The sequence below is a fragment of the Streptomyces sp. bgisy027 genome (genome assembly GCF_057710365.1).
Genome location: NZ_JBYIVZ010000020.1, coordinates 1 through 23398, shown reverse-complemented (window position 1 = coordinate 23398; position 23398 = coordinate 1). Strand labels below are relative to the sequence as shown.

Genomic DNA, 23398 nt, shown 5'->3' with positions numbered 1-23398 from the left:
CGCTGAGCTCGTGCTGATGGGATGTCGGGACCGTTCGGGGTACCGCTCCCTCCAGGCGGTGTCTTCAATGAGTCAGGAGCGTGAGTCGGCCCCACGCTCCCGCTGCTTTGCCAACGCTTTGCCCTTCGGGGCCCTGTCAGGGAGCTGCTCCGAACGCCGCGTCGAACGAGGCCGACGGCGGGTTGAAGTCGTATGCCTTGAGGTGGGCCAGTGCCTCTGGGGCGCCCTGGAGGCGGTCCATGCCGGCGTCTTCCCACTCGACGGAGATGGGGCCCTCGAACCCGATGAAGCGGAGCATGCGGAAGATGTCCTCCCAGCGCACGTCGCCGCGGCCCACCGACACGAAGTCCCAGCCGCGGCGCGGGTCGCCCCAGGGCAGATGGGAGCCGAGGCGGCTGTTGCGTCCGTCGAGGCGCTTGCGGGCGTCCTTGCAGTCGACGTGGTAGATGCGGTCCCGGAAGTCGTAGAGGAAGCCCGCCGGGTCGATGTCCTGCCAGACGAAGTGGGAGGGGTCGAAGTTGAGGCCGAAGCTGGGCCGGTGGTCGACGGCCTGCAGGGCCCGTTCGGTGGTCCAGTAGTCGTAGGCGATCTCGCTGGGGTGGACCTCGTGGGCGAACCGGACGCCCTCGGTGTCGAAGACGTTGAGGATGGGGTTCCAGCGGTCGGCGAAGTCCTGGTAGCCGCGCTCGATCGTGACGTCGGTGGCGGGCGGGAACATGGCGACCAGGTGCCAGATGGCGGAGCCGGTGAAGCCGACCACCGTCTCGACGCCGAAGGCCGCCGCCGCGCGGGCGGTGTCCTTCATCCGGTCGGCGGCCCGTCGCCGTACGCCCTCGGGGTCGCCGTCACCCCACACCTCGCGCGGGAGGATGGCCTCGTGACGCTCGTCGATGATGGCGTCACAAACGGCCTGGCCGACCAGGTGATTGGAGACCGCCCAGCACTTCAGGCCGTACTTCTCCAGGAGTTGGCGACGAGATTCCAGATAGGACGGGTCGGTCAGGGCCTCGTCCACCTGGAAGTGGTCGCCCCAGCAGGCGAGTTCCAGGCCGTCGAATCCGGCATCCGTGGCGATCTTGCAGACCTCCTCCAGGGGCAGGTCCGCCCACTGGCCGGTGAAGAGCGTGAAACGGTGGGTCATGACACACGTCCTTATTCGTGGTCGGTGGTGAAGACGGGGGTGTACGTGCTGTCCTTGGACGCGCTCTCCTCGACAGCGGCGAGCACGCGCTGTACCTGGAGACCGTCGGCGAAGGATGGGGAAGGCTGGGTTCCGTCGGCGATGGCGTGCACAAGGTCATGGGCCTGGTGGACGAACGTGTGCTCATAGCCGAGACCATGACCGGGAGGCCACCAGCCGGCGAGGTAGGGGTGCTCGGGCTCGGTGACCAGGATGCGGCGGAAGCCGGCCTCGGGGGCGGGGGCGGTGCCGTCGAAGAAGTGCAGTTCGTTGAGGCGCTCCAGGTCGAAGGCCAACGAGCCGCGCACGCCGTTGACTTCGAACCGCAGCGCGTTCTTGCGGCCATGGGCGAAGCGGCTGGCCTCGAACGAGGCGAGTGCGCCGGACGGGAAACGGCCGGTGAACAGGGCGGCGTCGTCAACGGTGACCTGGCCCCGGTCACCTCCGGGGCCTGGTGTGAGGGGGCGCTCGGGGACGAACGTCTCGGTCTGCCCGGTAACCCCGATCAATGGCTCGCCCGTCAGGAACTGGGCGAGGTCGACGACGTGCGATCCCAGATCTCCGAGCGCGCCGGAGCCGGCCGTCTCCCGCCGCAGTCGCCACGTGAGCGGGAAGTCGGGGTCGACGAGCCAGTCCTGGAGATAGGTCAGGCGGATGTGCCGGAGTGTGCCGAGCCGGCCCGCTTCGATGAGGGCCTGTGCCAGTGAAATGGCGGGTGTGCGGCGGTAGTTGAAGCCGACCATCGCGATGCGGCCCGGGTTCCGCGCAGCCGCGGCGACCATGGCCTCGGCTTCCGCGACCGTATTGGCCAGCGGCTTCTCGCACAGCACGTGTTTGCCGGCGTCGAGCGCGGCGACGGCGATCTCGGCGTGGCTGTCGCCGGGGGTGCAGATGTCGACGAGGTGGATGTCGTCGCGTGCGATCAACTCCCGCCAGTCGGTCTCGGCGGACGCCCAGCCCAGCCGATCTGCGGCCGCCCGCGCCGCCTGTTCGTTCCGGCCGCACACCGCGGTGAGTTGCGGCTCGAACGGCAGGTCGAAGGCGCGGCCCGCCGTGCGCCAGCCCTGGGAGTGGACGGCCCCCATGAAGGCGTAGCCGACCATGCCGATGCCGAGGACCGGCTTCCGGGTTACGGCGGATTGCGTGTTCGGGGATGTCATGTGCGCGAGTTCTCCTGACGCGGCCGGGGCGGCGTGGTGTGGCGCGCCGCCCCGGGCCTCGGCGACGGTGGGGGGAATCCCCGGAGCGGTTTACTTGAATCCGGTCGCCATGTACTGGTCGACGTTGGCCTTGTCGACGACGGCCGAGTACAGGGTGATGGACGAGGGGATCTCGAACTCCGCCATGCCACCCAGGCCCTTGCTCTGGCCCAGCGCGCGTGCCAGGTCGATGGCGGAGGCGGCCATGGTCGGCGGGTACAGGACCGTCGCCTTGAGCACTCCGCTGTCCTGCTTGATGGCCTGGAAGGCGGAGAGGGCCCCCGCGCCGCCGACCATGAAGAACTCGTCCCGCCCGGCCTGCTCGATCGCGCGCAGGGCGCCGACGCCCTGGTCGTCGTCGTGGTTCCACAGCGCGTCGAACTGCTTGTTGGCCTGGAGCAGTGACGCCATCTTCGACTGGCCGGACTCGACGGTGAACTCCGCCGCCTGGCGGGCCACTTTCTTGATGTTGGGGTAGTTCTTCAGGGCGTCGTCGAAGCCCTTGGTGCGCTGCTGGGTCAGCTCCAGCGTGTCCATTCCCGCGAGTTCGACGACCTTGGCGTTCTGCTTGTCCTTGAGCTGTTCGCCGATGTAGTGGCCGGCGTTGAGGCCCATGCCGTAGTTGTCGCCGCCGATCCAGCAGCGGTACGCCTGCGGGGTGTTGAAGACGCGGTCGAGGTTGATGACCGGGATGTTCGCGCGCATTGCCTTCAGGCCGACCTGCGTGAGGGCCTTGCCGTCGGCGGGCAGGATCACCAGGACGTCGACCTTCTTGTTGATCAGCGTCTCGATCTGGCCGATCTGGGCGGCGGTGTCGTTGGAGCCCTCAGTGATCTCCAGCGAGACGTCCTTGTACTTCTTGGCACGATCACGGGCGTTGACGTTGATGGCGTTGAGCCAGCCGTGGTCGGCCTGGGGTCCGGCGAAGCCGATGGTGACGTGCTTGCCGGGCTTGTCGTCGGCGACGGGGGCCTGTTCGGCCGAGCCGTCGTCGGAGCCGGAGTCGTTGGAGGTGCAGGCGGTGAGCAGCGCGCCTGCCGACACGGCGGCGGTGCCGAAGAGCAGCCTTCTGCGGATGGGGTCGACTTGCTGAGCCATGTTCGTGTCTCCTTGGCTGGCGCTTTACTCGTGGGCGGTGCGGCGTTGGATGAGGACGGCGGCGACGATGATGGCGCCCTTGGCGATCTGCTGGGTCGCGGTTTCGAGGTTGTTGAGAGCGAAGATGTTGGTGATGGTGGTAAAGATCAGGACGCCGAGCACGGAGCCGGTGATGGTGCCGCGGCCGCCGCTGAGCAGGGTGCCGCCGATGATGGCCGCGGCGATGGCGTCGAGTTCGTAGAGGTTGCCGTTGGTGTTCTGGCCGGAGCCGGACAGGATGATGAGCATGAAGGCGGCGATGCCGCAGCACAGTCCGGACAGCAGGTAGAGGTAGAGGCGCTGGCGGCGGACGTCGATGCCGGCGAGCCGGGCAGCTTCGGGGTTGCCGCCGATGGCGACGGTGCGTCGTCCGAACGTTGTCCGGTTGAGCAGCAGCCAGCCGACGACGACGACGACCGCGAAGACGATCACGAGCGGTGGCACCCCGAGGATGTAGGCGTCCTTCTCGCCCAGATCGAGGATCTCGGGGATGGTGACGACCTGGGTGCTGCCATCGGTGATCTGCAGGGCGAGGCCGCGGGCCGAGGCGAACATGGCGAGGGTGGCGATGAACGGCACCATCCGGCCGTAGGCGATCAGCACGCCGTTGACCAGGCCACAGCCCACACCGACCAGGACCGCGGTGAACAGGACGCCGGTGAATCCGAACTCCTGGGTGGCGACCGTGGTCGCCCATACCGAGGCGAGCGCCACGATCGCGCCGACGGACAGGTCGATGCCACCACTGATGATCACCAAGGTCATGCCGACCGTGACGACACCGATCACCGAGGCCTGGGTGAGCACGAGTTGAAGGTTGCTCACAGCCAAGAACTCGTCCGGCTTGGTGACGCCGCCCACGAGCACGAGGATCGCCAGCACACCCAGCAGCGACAGAGTGCGGACATCGAGCCGGAGGCCGAGAGCGGGTCTGCGTGGCGGCGGCGCGGCGGGAGCGGGCTTCTCGGCCGCGGGGGCGGCCGCGGACTGCGTCATGATGCGTTGTTCCCTTCGAGTACGAGATCGAGTACGCGGTGTTCGTCCAGTTGGTCGACGGGCGCGCGGTGGACGACGTGGCCCTCACGGAGCACGAGGGCGCGGTCGGCGAGGCCGAGAACCTCGGGGATCTCGCTGGAGACCACGACGACGGCCATCCCTTCGTCCGCCAGCCGCCGGATCACCGTGTACAGCTCGACGCGGGCCCCGATGTCGACGCCACGGGTGGGTTCGTCCAGGAGCAGGACGCGGCACCCCCTCAGCAGCCAGCGCGCCAGGACGGCCTTCTGCTGGTTGCCGCCGGAGAAGTTCTTGACCTGGGCGTCCGGGTTGTCCGGGTGGAGCACCAGGTCGCGGGTGACCTGCTGTGCCGAGGCACGCTCAGCGGCCCGGTCGATCCAGCCGAGTCGGGAGAACCGGCCGAGGGTGGAGATGGAGACGTTGCGGGTGACGGACTCCAGCATCAGCAGGGCCTGTGCCTTGCGCTCTTCGGGAGCGAGCCCGATGCCGGCGCGCACCGCGGCACGGACGTTGCCGGGCCGCACCTCCTCGCCGTCCACGAACACCCGGCCTGTCGTGGGCTGACGGGCACCGAAGATGGTCTCCAGGATCTCGGACCGCCCGGACCCCACCAGTCCGGCCAACCCCACGATCTCCCCCGGGCGGACCTCAAGGTCGAGCGGCTCGAACTCCCCATGGCGGCTGAGCTCTTCCACTTTCAGCACGGGCGGCACGGCGGAGGTGACCGGATTGGCCGCACGCGGGGAGTAGGGGAAGACGTGCTCGACGGTGCGACCCGTCATGAGGGCGACGATGCCGGGCGTGGGCGTGGACCGGGTCGGCAAGCCGTCGGCGACTGACCGGCCGTCCTTGAGGACGGTAACTCGGTCGCCGATCGTGCGGATCTCCTCCAACCGGTGGGAGATGTAGATGATGGCGACGCCCTCACTCGTCAGGGTGTCCACGGTGCGGAAGAGATTGCGCACCTCATCCGGGTCGAGTGCGGCCGATGGCTCGTCCATGACGATCAGCCGCGCGTCGTGGGACAGGGCGCGGGCCATCGAGACGATCTGCTGCTGTGCGGCGGAGAGTTCGGCGACGGGGGCGGCGGGGTCGATCTCCGTGTGGCCGAGCCGGTTCAGGAGGGCGGCGGCGCGCTGGCGGGCGAGCCGGGTGCGTACGACGAATCCGGCGTGGGTCGGTTCATGGCCGAGGCTGATGTTCTCGGCCACGGAGAGATGCTCGACGAGGTCGAGTTCCTGGTAGATGGTCGCGATGCCGAGCCGCATGGCGTCGATGGGGGACTTCAGCCGGGTGGGCTGCCCCTGCCAGACGATCTCGCCGCCGTCGGGCTGATGGGCGCCGGCCAGGACCTTGATGAGGGTGGACTTTCCCGCACCGTTCTGGCCGAGGAGACAGTGCACTTCGCCCGCGACGACCGTCAGGTCGACGCCGGCCAGAGCGCGGACGCCGGGGAAGGACTTGGTGATCCCGGTCATCCTGAGCAGCGGCGCAGGGGAGTCGGCTGTTGGAGTGTCGGGGGGTGATGGCGGCATGGGACGGTTCCTCGGTTCCGTGGTCGTTCAAGGGCGTGGCGCTGTGTTTCCCGCGCTGTGGGATGCGGGTGTCGGTCGGTGCGCGGTGCGGAGACCGCTCGGGTGGGGCGGGGCCGTAACCGCCGCCCTCGGCGTGGGCTCTTGGCGAGCGCTTTCGACGCCGGGGCGGGCGGGTTCAGGCGCCCCACCGTCGGCGGGGAACTGAGACGGTGGGGCGGGCCTTGGGGGTCACGCCGGGGAAAAGACGCGTTCGGTGATGAGCCGGGCCGCGCCGACGACGCCGGCCTGGGGGCCGAGCTCGCTGAGGACGATGGGAAGGCTGCCGGTGGCCAGGGGAAGGGACCTGCGGTAGACCTGGGTGCGGATGGCGGCCAGCAGCGAGTGGCCGAGACCGGTCACTCCACCGCCGACGACCACCAAGCCCGGGTTGAAGAACGACACCAGCCCGGCGATGACCTGCCCGACGTGGCCGCCGCCCTGCCGGATGAGATCACCGGCCGCAGGATCACCGGCCGCGGCTGCCGCGGCGACGTCGGCCCCGGTGAGCGTGCCCGATGCGGCCAGCCGGTCGGCGAGTTCACCCGGGTGCCCGGACTCCATGAGCGCGTCGCGGGCGAGCGCCGCACCGCTGAAGTGGGCTTCCAGGCAGCCGGTGTTGCCGCAGGCACAGGGATGGCCGTCGGGATCGACCTGGATGTGGCCGATGTCGCCGGCGCTCCCGGTCACCCCGCGGTAGACCTCGCCGTTGACCACGATGCCGCAGCCGATGCCGGTGCCGATCTTCAGGCAGAGGAAGTCCTTGACGTTCTTGGCCACACCTGTGTGCTGTTCCCCGAGGGCCATCAGGTTCGCGTCGTTGTCGACCATGACCGGGCAACCGAGGTCCTGGCTGAGGGCCTCGCGGACGGGGAAGTTGTCCCAGCCCGGCATGAGCGGTGGCGCGACCGGGATGCCCTCGGGGAACCGCACCGGCCCGGGGATGCCGACCCCGGCCCCGTCGAAGCCCTCGGCGATGCCGGCAGCCCTCAACTTGCCGGCCATGTCGAGGACGTGCTCGAAGACCGCGACGGGGCCGTCCCGCACGTCGACCTGCTTGCTCAGATGGCCGAGAACCTCCAATTCCCCGTTGGTGACGGCGACATCCGCCGAGGTGGCGCCGATGTCGACGCCCAGGAAGCGGAGTTCGGGCGCGAGCCGGATGTTGTGCGACCGGCGTCCGCCCCTGGAGGCGGCGAGGCCGTTGTTCGCCACGAGCCCGATCTCCATAAGCCGGTCCACCTCGACGGCGAGCTTGGAGCGGGACAGGTCCACGAACTCGCTCAGCTGTGCACGCGAGTTGGGGCCTTCGTCGCGCAACAGCCTGAGTATGTGCGCCTGATGTGCGTTAGCGGGCCGTGCCGTCATGCGTCTCACGTCGCCCTCCCTCCGCATGCCTTCTAGCTTCGGTGTCTTCAGCGGTGGAACTTAGCAGTGCTCTGACGGTTCTGGAAAGAACTTAGGTCAAGATCTTCGACTACTTCTGATTGTCAGAAGACAAAGGGCATGCTGTGGCGAGGGTTGCGAGCAACGAACCGGTAACGGGGCGGGATGGATGGCGGGTGCTGCGGTCGCCCCAGGCAGGGAGCGGGGAACTTTTGTTCTCTGGCGATGAAAGTCAAGAATTCTTCTGCGTAAGCTCTTTCAAGACGCGCGAAAGAGGGCTAGGTTTCCGACGAACTTGCACGAAAGGCCCTCGTGGCGGGACACGGGGCCTCAAAGACGGGCCCGTGCCGGGGTGGCAACTCACGCCCCCGGCACGGGCCGTCCACCCCTCACACGCATGACGCGACGAGAGACAACGGCAGGGAGGCGGTCGTGGCGACATCATCGACATCCGCACTGGCAGCGCCACGTACGGGAATCTGGCTGATAGGAGCCCGCGGCTCGGTCGCCACCACGGTGGTCGCCGGGTGCGCGGCCGTCGCGGCGGGGCTCCAACCGGCCGTAGGCATGGTCACCCACACTCCGCCCTTCGCCGACTGCAGCCTGCCGGATCTGCCGTCCCTGGTCTTCGGCGGCCACGACGTCGCGGCCTGCCCCCTGCCGAAGCGCGCCGAGCAGCTCGCCGCCCAGGGAGTCCTGCCGCACGATCTGCCGCACGCGGTGCGCGCCGAACTCGCCGCGGCCGACGCGGAGATACGGACCGGCGGCCCCCTCGTCGACGACCTGCGCGACGACCATGAACTGATCAGCGCCTTCGCCGAGGACATCGCCTCGTTCCGTATGCGCAACAACCTCGCCCGATGCGTCGTGGTCAACGTCGCATCCACCGAATCGGCGCCCCGCGCGGGAGACGACAGGCTGCCCGCCAGCTCGCTGTACGCTGCTGCCGCGCTGCGCGCCCAGGCCGCATACGTGAACTTCACCCCGTCAACCGGACTGCAGCATCCGGCGCTGCACGGTCCGTACGAGGTGCCGGTCGCCGGGCGGGACGGCAAGACCGGGCAGACCCTGCTGCGTTCCGTGCTCGGCCCGATGTTCGCCCAGCGCGCGCTCACCGTACGTTCGTGGTCCGGCGCCAACCTGCTCGGCGGGGGAGACGGCGCGGCGCTCGCCGACCCGGACGCGGCCGCCGCGAAGAACGCCGGCAAGGAACGGGTCCTCGCCGACACCCTCGGTACCGTCCCCGAGGGAGTGGTGCACATCGACGACGTACCGTCGATGGGGGACTGGAAGACGGCCTGGGACCACATCGCCTTCGAGGGATTCCTCGGCACGCGGATGGTCCTGCAGACCATCTGGCAGGGATGCGACTCCGCCCTCGCGGCACCGCTGGTCCTCGACCTCGCCCGGATTGTCGCCCGGGCGCACGAAGTGGGGCTCACCGGCCCGCTCCCCGAGCTGGGGTTCTACTTCAAGGACCCCGATCCGGGGGCGCCGTCGTCGCTGGCCGCGCAGTACGCCGCGCTGCTCGTCCTCGCTGTCCGGCTGCGGGTGGCGAAGGCGTGAGCGCGGCACGTGACTGGGTCCAACTCCTGCGCGTCTCGGCACTGTTCACCGTCCCCGGCGACGCACTCGCCGGGGCGGCGGCCGCGGGCGTGCGAGCCGACCGGCGCACGGCGCTCGCCATCGGCTGTTCCCTGTGCCTCTACGAGGCGGGCATGGCCCTGAACGACTGGGCGGACCAGGACGAGGACGCGCGCGAACGCCCCGACCGGCCGCTGCCGTCGGGTCGTATCCACCCGGCCGCCGCCATGGGTGCGGCGGCCGGGCTGACCACAGTCGGCCTGGCCCTCGCGGCCCGGGCGGGGCGCCCCGCGGCGGCGGTCGCAGGCATCCTGGCCGCAACCGTCTGGGCGTACGACCTGAAGCTCAAGCACACCCCCGCGGGCGCCGTCGCCATGGGCGCCGCCCGCGGCTTGGACCTGCTGCTCGGCGCGGTGGCGACCGGGGCGAGGCCTCTCCGCCCCGCCGTGACGCTGTCCTCGGCGGCACTTGCTGCCCACACCTACGCGGTGACTCGTGTCGCCCGCAACGAGACCACCGGCGGCTCCGGCCTGGCTCCGATGGCCGCACTGGCAACAAGTGCCGTCATCTTTACGGCACTTGCATTCAGGCGAGTGGACGGGGCCCCGGGCACGCGACTGGTCCGCGACCTCGCCGCCCCGACCTTCGCAGCTCTGTACGGCGCCACTGCCGCCCGGCCCTACCTCCACGCCGCCCTCAACCCCTCCCCGGACCTCACACAACGCGCCGTGGGCGGCGGCATCAGGTCACTCATCCCGCTCCAGGCCGCCCTCGCGGCCCGCGCCGGCGCCCCCGCATGCGGCGCGGCACTGATGGCACTGGCACCACTGGCACGCCGTATCTCTCGGAAGGTGAGCCCTACATGACCCTGCGCCTGGCCTACGGCACCAACGGCCTCACCGACCTGCGCCTGGACGACGCCCTCTTCCTCCTCGCTGATCTCGGCTACGACGGCGTCGCCCTCACGCTCGACCACATGCACCTCGACCCCATGGCGCCGGACCTCTCCGACCGGGTTGGCCGACTGGCCCGCACTCTGCGCACCCTCGAGCTGTCGGTGACGATCGAGACCGGCGCCCGGTACATCCTCGACGCGCGCCGCAAGCACGGCCCCTCGCTGCTCGACCCCGACCCGGAGGGACGCGCGGCCCGGGTCCGCATGCTGATGCGTGCCGTCCAGATCGCCGCCGACCTCGGAGCGCACGCGGTGCACTGCTTCAGCGGCGTCCTCCCTGACGGCGTCGATCCGGACAGCGCGTGGAAGTGGCTCACCGACGAGCTGTCGATTGTCCTCTACACCGCCACCGGCCTGGGCATGCCGCTCGCCGTGGAGCCCGAGCCCGGCCATCTCCTCGCCACCCTCGCCGACTTCCACCACCTGCGCCACCTGCTCGGCAGGCCCGACGCGCTCGGCCTGACCCTCGACATCGGCCACTGCCAGTGCCTGGAACGCGCCTCGCCCGCCGACTGCGTCCGCAGCGCGGCGCCCTGGGTGCGCCATGTGCAGATCGAGGACATGCGGCGGGGCATCCACGAGCATCTCCCGTTCGGGGCAGGCGAGATCGACTTCCCGCCCGTCCTCGACGCCCTCGCCGACCTCACCCACGACGGCTACCCGGGCCTGATCAGCGTGGAGCTGCCCCGCCACTCGCACGCAGGGCCGAGCCTCGCCAAGAGCTCCCTCCACTACCTGCGTGGCCTTGAGAAAGGAGCACACGCATGACCACTCCGCAGGCCAACGGCCTCATAGAGCTGTGGGAGAGCCTCGACTCTCCGGTCCGCGCCTGGCTGGCCCAGGCCGTGCTCGACGCGGCCGTCGATCAGGACGGTTTCCGGCACTCGCTGCCGGTCTGGGAGGCGCGGTTCGCGGAGGCGGGCCGGCATTGTCGGGGTGCCGAGGACGACGCCCGCGTCCTCCTCCTGCACGCGGTCCAGCCGGCCCCCTCCGCCCTCGCCCGGCTGTACACGCGCGGCACGGCCGCCGAACGCCGCGCCGTCCTCCGCGTCCTGCCCCATCTCCCGCACCTGACCCCCGCCGACGCGCTCCCCTTGATCGAGGACGCGCTGCGCACCAACGACACCCGGCTCGTCGCGATCGCCGTAGGCCCGTACGCCGGCGAGCACCTGGGCGCCCACGCCTGGCGGCACGCCGTACTGAAATGCCTGTTCACCGGCGTGCCCCTGAACGCGGTGACCGACCTCGAACGCCGGGCGGCCGGGGACGCAGAACTGGCACGGATGCTCACCGACTACGCCGCCGAACGCACCGCGGCGGGCCGTCCCGTGTCGACCGACCTCCAGCGCGCCCTGCGCCTCGCCACCCAGGAGTCCTGATGCGCATCTTCGACCCGCACATCCATATGACGTCCAGGACCACCGACGACTACGAGGCCATGCACGCCGCCGGCGTCCGTGCCGTCGTCGAGCCCTCCTTCTGGCTGGGCCAGCCCCGCACCTCGCCGGCCTCCTTTCTCGACTATTTCGACTCCCTTCTCGGCTGGGAGCCCTTCCGGGCCGCGCAGCACGGCATCGCCTACCACTGCACGCTCGCCCTCAACCCCAAGGAGGCGAACGACCCGCGCTGCCTACCCGTCCTTGCCGAGCTGCCCCGGTATCTGGTCAAGGACCAGGTCGTCGCCGTCGGTGAGATCGGCTACGACTCGATGACCCCCGCCGAGGACGCCGCCCTCGCTGCCCAGCTCGCGCTCGCCGCCGAGTACGGCCTGCCCGCACTCGTGCACACCCCGCACCGCGACAAGCTGGCGGGTCTGCGCCGCACCCTCGACGTCGTCCGGGAGTCGGCCCTGCCCGCGGACCACGTCCTGGTCGACCACCTCAACGAGACCACCGTCAAGGAGGCCAAGGACAGCGGCTGCTGGCTCGGCTTTTCCGTCTATCCCGACACCAAGATGGACGAGGAACGGATGGTCGCGATCCTGCGCGAATACGGGCCCGAGCAGGTGCTGGTGAACTCCGCCGCCGACTGGGGACGGAGCGATCCTCTCAAGACCCGCAGGGTCGGCGACCTGATGCTGGCCGAGGGCTTCACCGAGGACGAGGTCGACCGGGTGCTGTGGCGCAACCCCGTCGCCTTCTACGGGCAAAGCGGCCGCCTCGCCCTCGACGTCCAGGCAACCGACGCCACGCACGAGGGCAACTCCGTACTCAGAGGCGGGGAGTGACCGCATGCGCTTCCTCCACCCGGACGGCTCCACCGTCCACCTCGCGTACTGCACCAACGCCCACCCGGCCGAGACCCTGGCGGGTGTCCTGGCCCAACTCCGCGACTACTGCGAGCCGGTCCGCCGCCGCCTCGGCCTGGACCGCCTCGGCATCGGCCTGTGGCTCGCCGAGGACGCCGCGTTCACGCTCATCAGTGATCCCGACGCCCTGCAACTCCTGCGCGCCGAGCTGGCAATGCGGCGCCTTGAGGTCGTCACCCTCAACGGCTTTCCCTACAAGGGGTTCGGCGCCCAGGAGGTCAAGTACCGGGTGTACAGGCCGGATTGGGCCGAACCCGAACGCCTCCGCTACACCGCCAACCTGGCCCGTCTGCTCACCGCGCTCCTGCCAGATGGCGTCAGGGAAGGCAGCATCTCCACCCTCCCGCTCGCCTGGCGGACGTCGTACGACTCCAGGTCGGCTCACACAGCGCACAACGCACTCCTCTCCCTGGCCGAATACCTTGATGCCATGGAGCGATCGACCGGACGGTCGATCAGCATCGGCCTGGAACCGGAGCCCGGCTGTGTCGTGGAGACGACGGCCGACGCCATCGGGCCACTGTTCGACATAGGCCACGACCGGATCGGTGTCTGCGTCGACACCTGTCACCTCGCCACGTCCTTCCAGGACCCGGCGACCGCGCTCGGCAACCTCTGGTCCGCTGACATCCCCGTGGTCAAGGCTCAGCTCTCCGCCGCCCTGCACGCGCAGGACCCGCACCTGCCCGAGGTACGCGAGGCGCTGCGCGCCTTCGACGAACCCCGCTTCCTGCACCAGACGCGGGTGAGGACGACGGAGGGGCTGATCGGCACCGACGACCTCGATGAGGCCCTCGGGCTCGGCGGCCTCCCGGTAACCGGACCCTGGCGTGCGCATTTCCACGTGCCCCTGCACGCGGTGCCCGCGAGGCCGCTGACCTCCACGCTGCCCGTGCTGCGGGACTGCCTCACCCATCTCGTCGGCGGCTCCGTCGCCCGCACGCGCCACCTGGAGGTGGAGACCTACACCTGGGAGGCACTGCCGCCCTCACTGCGGCCTGTCGACCGCGCCGGCCTGATCGAGGGCATCGCCGCCGAACTCGCCTTCGCCCGCGACCTGCTGATCCACCTCGGCCTGAAGGAGCTGCCATGACCGGGCCCACCCCCCTGCTCGTGCTCGACGTCGTCGGCCTCACCCCCCGTCTCCTCGACCACATGCCGAACCTGCGCAGGCTGGCCGAGACCGGCTCCCAGGCGCCCCTCGGCACGGTGTTGCCCGCGGTGACATGTGCGGCGCAGTCGACGTTCCTGACCGGCACCCTGCCCGCCGAGCACGGCATCGTGGGCAACGGCTGGTACTTCCGCGACCTGGGCGAGGTGCTGCTGTGGCGGCAGCACAACGGCCTGGTCGAGGGAGACAAACTCTGGGACGCGGCCCGCCGCGCCCACCCCGGCTACACGGTCGCCAACATCTGCTGGTGGTACGCGATGGGCGCGGACACCGACATCACCGTCACCCCCCGCCCCATCTACTACGCCGACGGCCGCAAGGAACCCGACTGCTACACCCGCCCCGTCGCCCTGCACGACGAACTGACCGACAAATTCGGCACCTTCCCGCTGTTCCGCTTCTGGGGCCCCGGCGCGGACCTGGTCTCCACTCAGTGGATCATCGACGCCACCCGCCACATCAACACCACCCGGCGTCCTGACCTGACCCTGTGTTACCTGCCGCATCTGGACTACGACCTGCAGCGCTACGGCCCCGACGACCCGCGCTCCCTGAAAGCGGCCGCCGATCTGGACACCGCGCTGGCCCCGCTCCTGGATGACGCCCGCGCCGAGGGCCGTACCGTCGTCGCCCTGTCCGAGTACGGCATCACCCGTGTCACCCGCACCGTAGACATCAACCGGGTGCTGCGCCGCGCGGGCCTGCTGGAGGTGCACACACAGGACGGCATGGAGTACCTGGACCCGATGGCGTCACGGGCGTTCGCGGTCGCCGACCACCAGATCGCCCACGTGTATGTGCGCCGCCCGGAGGACCTGGACGCGACCCGTGCCGCGCTGGAAGGACTGCCCGGCCTCGGTCAACTCCTTGACGACGAAGGCAAGAAGGCGCAGGGACTGAACCACCCGCGCTCCGGGGAACTGGTCGCGATCGCGGAGCCCGACGCCTGGTTCACCTACTACTACTGGCTCGACGACGCCCGCGCACCCGACTTCGCGCGGCTGGTCGAGATCCATCGCAAACCCGGCTACGACCCGGTCGAACTCTTCATGGACCCGCTCGACCCCTACGTCATGGTCAAGGCCGCGACAGCCCTGGCGCGCAAGAAGCTCGGCATGCGGTACCGCATGGCGGTCGTACCGCTCGATCCCTCGCCGGTACGTGGCAGTCACGGCCGGCTGCCCGAGGACCCGGAGGACGGCCCTCTCATCCTCTGCTCCGACCGGCATGCCGTCACTGGCCCGGTCCGGGCCACGGAGGTGAAGAACCTGCTACTGGGTCTTGCGGGGGCGCCCTGATGGCGTCGTGGCGCCGCACCGGGCCCCAACCCGCAGGGTGGCAACCGTACGGACACCGGCTCGGCGTGCCAGAGGCGTCGGTACGGCGGGTTGGGGGTCCCGGGGCGGCTGTCCGGATTGCGGCTCACGCCGACTTCAACTTGGGCCTAAGTCCCCTTTGTTGGTCGATATCATGCGAGCCCTTATGACGGATGTCAAGCAAAAGCACATGCATGTAAGGCTTCTGTTAAGACTCTTGACGAGCAAAAGGGGGCCTGTCACTGTGGCGGCGCGTCCCGGACGCCGGCGGGTGGCACGCCGGCAGGGGCGGGTGATCCAGCCTCTCGACGCGGTCGGCGAGCGTGTCGAATGTCGAAAGGCAACTTCGTGTCTCGAAGAACACGTCCCTGGCGTGCGGCAACGGTGTCGTTCATGCTGATGGCCGCGTCACTCTCAGCGGTTGCCGGGCTCTCCACCCCCGCTGCCGCGCATGACATCGTTCCCGAGGACTTCTCGGAGGTCACCCTCGCAAAGGGCGGCGGGGAGCTCGGTGAGCCCATCGCGATGGAGGTGCTGCCCGACCTCTCGGTCCTGCACACCGCGCGGGACGGCAAGCTGCGGCGTACCGACAAGAGCGGCAACACCACCGTCATCGGCTCGCTTCCGGTCTACACGCATGACGAGGAAGGCCTGCAGGGCGTCGGCGTCGACCCCGGGTTCGTCTCGAACCGGCGGATCTACCTCTACTACGCGCCCGCCTCGGAGAACGTGAACCGCCTGTCCCGGTTCACGCTGAAGGCCGACTACACCCTCGACACGACGAGCGAAGTGAAGATCCTCGATGTCGCCTCGACCCGGGGCATCTGCTGTCACGTGGGCGGCGACATCGACTTCGACTCCGCCGGCAACCTGTATCTCTCGACCGGGGACGACACCAACCCGTTCGCCACCGGCTACGCGCCGCTGGACGAGCAGCCCGGCCGCGAGGCCTACGACGCCCAGCGCACCTCGGCCAACACTAATGACCTGCGCGGCAAGATCCTCCGGATCAAGGTCAACGACAACGGCAGCTACTCGATCCCACAGGGCAACCTCTTCGCGCCCGGCACGGCCAAGACCCGGCCCGAGATCTACGCGATGGGCCTGCGGAACCCGTACCGCATGAACATCGACAAGCAGACCGGCGCGATCTACGTGGGCGACTACGGCCCCGACGGCGGCCCCACCGACCCCAACCGCGGTCCGTCAGGGCAGGTCGAGTTCAACCGGATCACCGGCCCCGGCAACTACGGCTGGCCCTACTGCACCGGCACCAACACCACGGCCGAGACATACAACGACTGGAACTTCGCGACCAACACGACCGGACCGAAGTACGACTGTGCCGGCGGCCCCACCAACAACTCCCCGAACAACACCGGCTTGGCGAAGCTCCCCCCGGCCAAGCCGTCCTGGATCCGCTACGGCGGCGACGCCGGCAGCCCGCCGGAGTTCGGCGGGGGCGGGGAAGGGCCGATGGCCGGTCCGGTCTACCGCTACGACGCGGCCAACCCCTCGACCACCAAGTTCCCGCAGTCGCTCAGCGAGCACTTCTTCGCCGGCGAGTTCGCCCGCGGCTGGATCAAGGCCGTCCATGTCACCTCCGGCGGAGGCGTGGGTGAGATCAGCACCTTCAAGGACAGCCCGTCGGACAACGTCAACCAGGTGATGGACGTCGAGTTCGGGCCGGACGGCGCCCTGTATGTCCTGGACTACGGCACCGGCGGGAACTTCGAGCCGAACGAGAACTCCCGGCTGCTGCGGTACGACTACGTCGGATCTGGCGGCAACCATGCCCCGGTGGCCGAGGCCGCCGCGAACCCCCAGTACGGGCACGCACCGCTCGCGGTGAACTTCTCCTCCGCCGGGTCGAAGGATCCGGACGGCGATGCGATCAGCTTCTCGTGGGCGTTCGGGGACGGACAGACCTCGACCGAGGCCAACCCGTCCCACACCTACACCGCCAACGGCACCTACAAGGCGACCCTGACCGTCCGCGATTCCAACGGCGCCACCGCGACGGCCGACGCGGTCATCGGGGTCGGGAACACTCCGCCGACCGTCACGGTCAGCCAGCCGGTGGACGGCCAGCTGGTCTCCTACGGCGACATCATCCCGTTCCAGTTCACCGCGACCGACGCCGAGGACGGCTCCTCACCCGACTGCAACCGGGCCTCGATGACCAACCTGGTCCGGCACGACACCCCTCCGACCACACACACGCACGCGCTGACCTCGGAGAAGGGCTGCTCGGGATGGATCGAGGCGCAGGACTCCAACGAGGGTGACGCCGCGCGGCTCTTCCCCGTATTCGACGCCGCGTACACCGACAGCAAGGCCCTCCCGGGCGGCAAGCGCGTCACCACCCAGCTGCGCAAGCGGCAGGCCGAGCACTACGACAAGTCCTCGGGCGTCAGGCCGTACGACAAGACCGCCGCGGAAGGCGGGCAGACCGTCGGCGACATCGACAACGGTGACTGGATCTCCTTCGCGCCCTACCGTCTGGAGAAGGTGAAGTCGTTCACCGCCCGGGTCTCCTCCGGCGGTGTCGGCGGCACGCTGCAGATCCGGTCGGGCTCGCCCACCGGACCCGTACTGGGCTCGGCGGCGGTTGCGAACACCGGCGGCTGGGAGTCGTTCAAGACGGTCACCGGCAATGTCTCCGGCGCGGCCGCGCAGACGACCACGCTGTACCTGACCTTCTCCGGCGACTCCGGCAAGCTCTTCGACGTCGACTCCTTCAGCTTCACCACCGCGGGCCCGATCGTCGGTCTCGGCGGCAAGTGCCTGGACGTCGAGGGCGGCAAGTCCGAGGACGGCACGGAGGTGCAGATCTACGACTGCAACGACACCGGTGCGCAGACCTGGCAGCGCGAGGGCCAGACGCTTCGGGCGCTGGGCAAGTGCCTGGACGTGAGCGACGCCTCCACCGACAACGGGGCGAAGGTTCAGCTCTACCGGTGCAACGACTCCGTCGCGCAGAAGTGGGAGCAGCGGGCCGACGGTTCGCTGGTCAATCCCCACTCCGGTAAGTGCCTTGATGTGGAGGGCGTCAACTCCGCCAACGGCACGCGCACCCAGCTCTGGACCTGTTGGGGCGGAGCGAACCAGAAGTGGAAGGTCCTGACGTGAAATACCGAGCATTCCTGAGCGCATCAGCGGCGCTGCTCACCACGCTCGTCGGCGTCAGCGCCGCGCCGACCGCCGCAGCGGCGGACGACTTCGACGTCCTGGTCTTCTCCAAGACCGTTGGGTTCCGGCACGGTTCGGCCATCACCGCCGGTCTCCAGGCGGTCAAGGACCTGGGTGCGGCGAACGGCTTCACCGTCACCGCCACCGAGGACGCGGGCGCCTTCACCTCGGGCAACCTGGCCCAATACGAGGCCGTCGTGTTCCTCAACACCACGACCGTCACCAACGATCCCGCGAGCCGGCTGTTCACCGACGCCCAGCGATCGGCTTTCGAGGCCTACATCAAGGCGGGCGGTGGCTATGTCGGGGTGCACGCCGCCGCCGACACCGAGTACGGCTGGCCGTTCTACGGCGGGCTCGTCGGCGCTTACTTCAAGAGCCATCCGCACCAGCAGACCGCAGCGGTCACGGTGGAAGACCGGGCCCACCCCGGTACCGCGCACCTGCCTGGGACCTGGAACAGGTTCGACGAGTGGTACAACTACAAGACCAACCCCCGCTCCACCGCGCACGTGCTGGCCTCGCTGGACGAGTCCAGTTACAGCCCCGGCTCCGACGCGATGGGGGACCATCCGATCGCCTGGTGCAAGCCCTACCAGGGCGGGCGCTCCTGGTACACCGGCATGGGCCACACCGAGCAGTCCTACGCCGACCCGGCCTTCCGTAAGCACCTGCTGGGCGGCATCCGGTACGCGGCGGGTGACACGAATGCCGACTGCCGCCCCGAAACCGGCTACACGGCCCTGTACAACGGCTCGACCACCGGCTGGTCGCAAGCCGGAGCCGGGAGCTTCAGCAACTCCGACGCCACCTTGAAGTCGCAAGGGGGCATGGGGCTGTTCTGGTACAGCGCCAAGCAGTACACCTCTTACTCGCTGAAGCTGGACTGGAAGACGGACGGCGACGACAACTCCGGCGTCTTCCTGGGCTTCCCGCCGTCCAACGACCCATGGTCGGCTGTGAACAACGGCTACGAGGTCCAGATCGATCCCACCGATTCCCCGGACCGGACCACCGGGGCCGTCTACTCCTTCAAGGGCCCGGATGTCGCCGCCCGCGACGCCGCGCTCAACCCGTCAGGTGAGTGGAACACCTTCGAGCTGCTCGTCGAGGGCGAGCGTCTCCAGGTGTTCCTCAACGGCACGAAGATCAACGACTACACGAACACCAACCCCGCCCGCTCCCTGGCCGGCCACATCGGCCTCCAGAACCACGGGACCGGTGACGATGTCTCGTTCCGCAACATCCGGATCAAGGACCTGACCACGGCGTCCCCGACCACGGTGCAGGCTGAGTCGTACTCGTCCGCGAGCGGAGTGTCGCCGTACACCAAGGGCGGGGCGAACGGCGGGCGGACTCTGGGTTACATCGATCCGGGGGACTGGGCGCGATACGACGGGGTCGCGGTGAACGGCGCGACGGGCTTCCGCGCCCGGGTCGTGTCCGGTGGTCCGGGCGGCACCCTCCAGGTTCGGAGCGGTTCCCCGACCGGCCCGATCCTGGGCTCGGTCGCTGTGCCGAACACCGGTGGCTGGTCGACGTTCCGGGAGGTGTCGACGACCCTGTCGAATGTCCCGGCGGGCACCTCGGACGTGCATCTGACCTTCGCGGGCAGCGGGTCCGGCCTGTTCGACGTGGACGATTTCACCTTCACCAAGGCCGCGTCCTGACCGCCGACCAGACGTAGGCCGCAGGTTCTGGCTCCGCCGCATGCTGGCGGGGCCAGACCTGTGTCGATCCAGGGCTACGCACCCGCGACCGAGCGGTCCACCGCGGTGGGGTTGAGGACGTGCTCCAGGACCATGACCGACGCCCCTATGACGCCGGCGCGGTCGCCGAGTTGGCGGACGCGGACCGTGAGATGTTGGGTGGCCAAGGGCAGGGAACGGCTGTAGATGAGTTCACGGACGCCAGCCAGGAGATGCTCGCCTGCGTCGGACAGGTCGCCGCCGATGACGATCGCGCCAGGGTTGAAGAAGTTCACCAGCGACGCCAGGACCTTCCCGATGTCCCGGCCGGCCTGGCGGATCATCTGGATCGCCGCGGGGTTTCCGGACCGGACCAGGGCGACCACGTCCCGGCTGTCAGCCGTGTCCTGGCCGGCGGCGCGCAACTGCTCGGCGATCGCCGCGCCGCCGGCCACGGCTTCCAGGCAGCCGATGTTGCCGCACCGGCAGACCCGCTCGGGCGCCATGGTGACCTGGACGTGCCCGATGTCTCCTGCGGCTCCCTGGGCGCCGCGGTGAAGGCGGTGCTCGGTGATGATGCCGCAGCCGATTCCAGTGCCGACCTTCACGAAGAGCATGTGCCCTATCTGGGGGCTGACCGCCCAATGCTCGCCGAGCGCCATGATGTTGACGTCATTGTCGACGAGGACGGGGGCGCCGAGGCGTGGTTCGAGCCAGCCCGGTACGTCGAAACCGTCCCAGCCGGGCATGATCGGCGGGTTGACGGGCTGGCCCGTCGAGTGCTCGACCGGTCCCGGCAGGCCGATGCCGACTCCGCAAATGTCGGACAGCGTGTGCCCGCTCTCCCTCACCAGGCTCTCGAACTCCTGGACAAGCCACTCCAGGACCTGCTCGGGGCCCTCGGTGATCGCCATGTCCTGGCTGCGCTCTGCCAGCACCTGGGTGGCCAGGTTGGTCACGGCGAGCCGCGCGTGCGTGGCGCCGAGATCGGCGGCGAGCACGACTCTTGACCCGGCGTTGAACGTGAACGCGACGGCGGGCCTTCCTCCGGAGGAGATCGCGTCACCCGCCGGCATGATCCATCGATGGTCGAGCAGGGCATCGAGCCGCTGGGACACCGTGGACCTGGCGAGACCGGTGAGCTGCATCAATTCGGTACGGGTCAGGGCTTCGCCATGCCGCAGGATCGCCAGAAGTGCGCCTGCGCCTGCCGCTTCGATGGTCAACTCCGCATCCCCTCGTCGTCGTGACGCTCACCGATGGACAAAAGCATACCGAGCACGAAGCTTTTGCTTGACTGGCAGCATAAGTCGTCCATAGCATCCATGCCATGCTGGATATACGACGAGAATCATCGGAAGTTCGTGTTGGAATCATCGGAACTGGCTTTATCGCCCAGATCCACGCACGGGCCGCTCGGCAGGCCGGAGCGCGGCTCGCGGCTGTTGCGGATGTGGACGAGGAGAGGGCGCTCCAGGCGGGACGGCTCTTCGGAGCTGAACGAGCGTTCGGGTCGGCCGAGGACCTCATCGAGTCCGAGCTCGTCGATGTGGTGCACGTCTGCACCCCCAACCACCTGCACGCTCCTCTGGCGCTCAAGGCGCTGGACGCGGGGCTGGCAGTGATCTGCGAGAAGCCACTGGCGACCGACGCGCCGACGGCCGCCTTGATGGCGGAGCGTGCCCGTGACGCCAGGCTGGTTGCCGCTGTGCCGTTCGTGTACCGCTTCCATGCGATGGTCCGTGAGGCCAGGGAGCGGCTGGCCGACCTGGGCCGGATCAGCCTGATCCAGGGCAGCTACCTGCAGGACTGGCTGCTCAAGTCGACCGACGACAACTGGCGCGTGGACCCCGCCAAGGGCGGCCCCGGCCGGACCATCGGTGACATCGGATCCCACTGGTTCGACCTGGTCGAGTTCGTGACGGGGGAGCGGATCACCAAGCTCTGCGCCCAGACCTCCGTGGTGGTCGCCGACCGGGTGACCAGCGGCCCCGTCCTCACCGAGGACCTCGCCACCATCCAGTTCGCCACCGCCTCCGGCGCCCTCGGCTCGGTCGCCGTCAGTCAGGTAGCCCCCGGCCGAAAGAACCGGCTCTTCCTCGAGATCTCCGCCGCCACGGGCAGCCTCGCCTTCGACCAGGAGAGCCCGGAACGACTCTGGCTCGGAGCCCGCGAGGGTTCCCAGGCCCTGGTCCGTGACCCCATGACCCTGTCCGAGGCAGCCAAGCCGTACTCGCCGCTGCCTGCCGGACACCCGCAGGGTTTCCAGGACTGCTTCAACTCCTTCATCGCCGATACCTACGCCACGGTGAAGGGCGAGCGCCGAGAGGGCCTGCCCCTGTTCCAGGACGGAGCACGCGCCGCCCATCTCACCGACGCGGCACTCCAGTCGGCGAAGGAGGGAGCCTGGGTCGCGTGCTGAGGTGCGCATACGGTTTCACCGGTCGGCCGGCAGCTCTGGTACCCCCGCCCGGTCGAGCAGGGCCCACATCTCCGTCACGGGCAACGAGGGGGTGGCCGCTGCCGCACTGCCCACCTCCCGGTCGTCGAGCAGCTCGCCCAGCCGGACCACCGGCAGCCGGGGATCGTGGGCCGCCACCCTGCGCACGCCCGCGTCCGTGTCCCGGCTGAGCCGCTCGACCAGGGACGGCGAGGCGGCCGGATCACGCAGCGCGAGAGCGCGCTCCCTCGGATCCTCCGCGCCTGCGCAGCGCGCTGCCAGCCCGGCCGAAGGGAACCCCGGCCGGGCGACGAGCATGCCGACGGCACGGCGCGTGCCGTGCAGATACAGGTCGTACAGCAGCTCCGGCGGTGCTGTCGGATGCCACTCGGCGAGCAACAGCCGTACGGCGAAAACCTCGTCTTCTGCGAGGAGTTGCACCCAGTCCTCGGGCAGTACCTCGCACAGCGCGGCGGTGCGCCGCAGCCAGGTGTGCGCCGAGTGCGCGCAGCGGCGCAGCACGTCCTTGTCCTCGCGCGAGCGCCACACCCACTTCAGCACGTCCAGCCGGTCCTCGGGCGCCACCGTCCAGTCGATCGCGGCCCGCTGAGCCTCCGTCAGCTCCGGCCTCGCGGAGAGGGCGAGTCGCACCTGCGGATCCTCGTGACCGGCCAGCCGGGCCGCGAGGTCTGCGGGGAACGTCGGGTTGAGCGCGAGCAGCCGGGCCAGATGCCTGCCGTCGGCCATCACGCGTTCGGCCAACTCCCGGGGTGTCGACCGATGGCCTTTCAGTAAGAGTCGATTGTCCAGCCTGCTCATGGTGTGTCTGTCACGGTGGCTTGGCGTCCGGCGGGTAGCCCTTGGCGCGTAGGAAGGCATCAAGAGCAAGCGCGACGATGTCGCCGTGCTGCACACCGTGGTCCGCGTGATAGCGGCGGATGCGCCGCTGCAGTTGGAGAACGTCGGGGACGGCGTAGTTGATCTGCCCACGACTGGTATGGCGGCCACTGATGACCTCCAGTGTGTCCGGATGAGGCGCCAACGGGTCGTCGGTCAGGTCGGATTGCGCGTCGAGAGCGTCAGCGAGTTCACGCAGCTGACGGGCGTGGCACGAGAGATCGGGCATGGTCTGCTCCAGTCCGGCCCACTAGTCGACTAGCTAGTAGTACTTCGTTAGGTTGTTTTGATCGCAGGGTCTTCGGTGGTGCATGCTGGCGTCGTGGATCTTGGGGAGATCGAGCAACTGCGGGCGAA

At 69.3% G+C, this 23398-nt stretch carries 19 protein-coding genes; 10 read left to right on the top strand and 9 right to left on the bottom strand.

The genetic code is table 11. The annotated features are described in order from the left end of the window. Positions 1-136: 136 nt before the first annotated feature. The 6 genes from AC3ETA_RS21515 to AC3ETA_RS21490 all read right to left on the bottom strand — a co-directional run bounded on the left by AC3ETA_RS21515 (position 137) and on the right by AC3ETA_RS21490 (position 7472). Complete coding sequence (locus tag AC3ETA_RS21515; RefSeq protein WP_432194536.1) at positions 137-1141, bottom strand: sugar phosphate isomerase/epimerase family protein; 1005 nt, start codon at positions 1139-1141, stop codon at positions 137-139. A gap of 11 nt (positions 1142-1152) precedes the next feature. Beyond that, entirely contained in the window at positions 1153-2340 is a 1188-nt protein-coding gene (locus tag AC3ETA_RS21510) for a Gfo/Idh/MocA family protein (RefSeq protein WP_432194535.1), read from the bottom strand. 90 nt (positions 2341-2430) lie between these two features. Then, on the bottom strand, positions 2431-3477 hold the full coding sequence (locus tag AC3ETA_RS21505; protein WP_384779274.1) for a substrate-binding domain-containing protein: 1047 nt from the start codon (positions 3475-3477) through the stop codon (positions 2431-2433). A gap of 24 nt (positions 3478-3501) precedes the next feature. Next, a complete protein-coding gene (locus AC3ETA_RS21500; RefSeq protein WP_432194534.1) occupies positions 3502-4512 on the bottom strand; it encodes an ABC transporter permease in 1011 nt (336 codons plus the stop codon). Then, positions 4509-6068: a sugar ABC transporter ATP-binding protein gene (locus tag AC3ETA_RS21495; protein ID WP_432194533.1), complete on the bottom strand. Its 1560-nt coding sequence runs from the start codon at positions 6066-6068 to the stop codon at positions 4509-4511. Before AC3ETA_RS21495 ends, AC3ETA_RS21500 begins: the two co-directional genes overlap by 4 nt. Positions 6069-6296: 228 nt before the next feature. After that, positions 6297-7472 (bottom strand): ROK family transcriptional regulator, encoded by a 1176-nt coding sequence (locus tag AC3ETA_RS21490; RefSeq protein ID WP_432194637.1) that lies wholly within the window; start codon positions 7470-7472, stop codon positions 6297-6299. Positions 7473-7922: 450 nt separating this feature from the next. On the opposite strand from AC3ETA_RS21490, the gene AC3ETA_RS21485 reads away from it, so the two are divergent. The 9 genes from AC3ETA_RS21485 to AC3ETA_RS21445 all read left to right on the top strand — a co-directional run bounded on the left by AC3ETA_RS21485 (position 7923) and on the right by AC3ETA_RS21445 (position 19686). After that, positions 7923-9056 (top strand): inositol-3-phosphate synthase, encoded by a 1134-nt coding sequence (locus AC3ETA_RS21485; RefSeq protein ID WP_432194532.1) that lies wholly within the window; start codon positions 7923-7925, stop codon positions 9054-9056. Beyond that, positions 9053-9940 (top strand): SCO3242 family prenyltransferase, encoded by an 888-nt coding sequence (locus AC3ETA_RS21480; protein WP_432194531.1) that lies wholly within the window; start codon positions 9053-9055, stop codon positions 9938-9940. Before AC3ETA_RS21485 ends, AC3ETA_RS21480 begins: the two co-directional genes overlap by 4 nt. Next, entirely contained in the window at positions 9937-10797 is an 861-nt protein-coding gene (locus AC3ETA_RS21475; protein WP_432194530.1) for a sugar phosphate isomerase/epimerase family protein, read from the top strand. The genes AC3ETA_RS21480 and AC3ETA_RS21475 overlap by 4 nt, the downstream gene beginning before the upstream one ends. Next, positions 10794-11408, top strand: a complete 615-nt coding sequence (locus AC3ETA_RS21470; protein WP_384779293.1) for an EboA domain-containing protein — start codon at positions 10794-10796, stop codon at positions 11406-11408. The genes AC3ETA_RS21475 and AC3ETA_RS21470 overlap by 4 nt, the downstream gene beginning before the upstream one ends. Beyond that, a complete protein-coding gene (locus AC3ETA_RS21465) occupies positions 11408-12256 on the top strand; it encodes a TatD family hydrolase (protein WP_432194529.1) in 849 nt (282 codons plus the stop codon). Before AC3ETA_RS21470 ends, AC3ETA_RS21465 begins: the two co-directional genes overlap by 1 nt. Positions 12257-12260: 4 nt before the next feature. Continuing rightward, positions 12261-13430, top strand: coding sequence for a metabolite traffic protein EboE (eboE, locus tag AC3ETA_RS21460; protein ID WP_384779299.1), 1170 nt, complete (start codon positions 12261-12263; stop codon positions 13428-13430). Next, complete coding sequence (locus tag AC3ETA_RS21455) at positions 13427-14806, top strand: alkaline phosphatase family protein (protein ID WP_432194528.1); 1380 nt, start codon at positions 13427-13429, stop codon at positions 14804-14806. Before eboE ends, AC3ETA_RS21455 begins: the two co-directional genes overlap by 4 nt. 411 nt (positions 14807-15217) lie before the next feature. Then, on the top strand, positions 15218-17956 hold the full coding sequence (locus AC3ETA_RS21450) for a PQQ-dependent sugar dehydrogenase (protein WP_432194527.1): 2739 nt from the start codon (positions 15218-15220) through the stop codon (positions 17954-17956). Beyond that, positions 17953-19686 (top strand): ThuA domain-containing protein, encoded by a 1734-nt coding sequence (locus tag AC3ETA_RS21445; RefSeq protein ID WP_432194526.1) that lies wholly within the window; start codon positions 17953-17955, stop codon positions 19684-19686. Before AC3ETA_RS21450 ends, AC3ETA_RS21445 begins: the two co-directional genes overlap by 4 nt. 74 nt (positions 19687-19760) lie before the next feature. Here the strand turns inward: AC3ETA_RS21445 and AC3ETA_RS21440 are convergent, their stop codons facing one another. After that, a complete protein-coding gene (locus tag AC3ETA_RS21440; RefSeq protein ID WP_432194525.1) occupies positions 19761-20930 on the bottom strand; it encodes an ROK family protein in 1170 nt (389 codons plus the stop codon). A gap of 104 nt (positions 20931-21034) precedes the next feature. On the opposite strand from AC3ETA_RS21440, the gene AC3ETA_RS21435 reads away from it, so the two are divergent. Next, a complete protein-coding gene (locus AC3ETA_RS21435) occupies positions 21035-22126 on the top strand; it encodes a Gfo/Idh/MocA family protein (protein WP_432194524.1) in 1092 nt (363 codons plus the stop codon). Positions 22127-22141: 15 nt separating this feature from the next. On the opposite strand, the gene AC3ETA_RS21430 is transcribed toward AC3ETA_RS21435, so the two are convergent. Together AC3ETA_RS21430 and AC3ETA_RS21425 are read right to left on the bottom strand one after the other, a co-directional pair. Then, the gene (locus AC3ETA_RS21430; RefSeq protein WP_432194523.1) at positions 22142-22906 is read right to left on the bottom strand and encodes a hypothetical protein; all 765 of its coding nucleotides are present in this window, start codon (positions 22904-22906) and stop codon (positions 22142-22144) included. Between the two features lie 67 nt (positions 22907-22973). After that, positions 22974-23270, bottom strand: coding sequence for a hypothetical protein (locus tag AC3ETA_RS21425; protein WP_432194522.1), 297 nt, complete (start codon positions 23268-23270; stop codon positions 22974-22976). Positions 23271-23398: the final 128 nt, after the last annotated feature.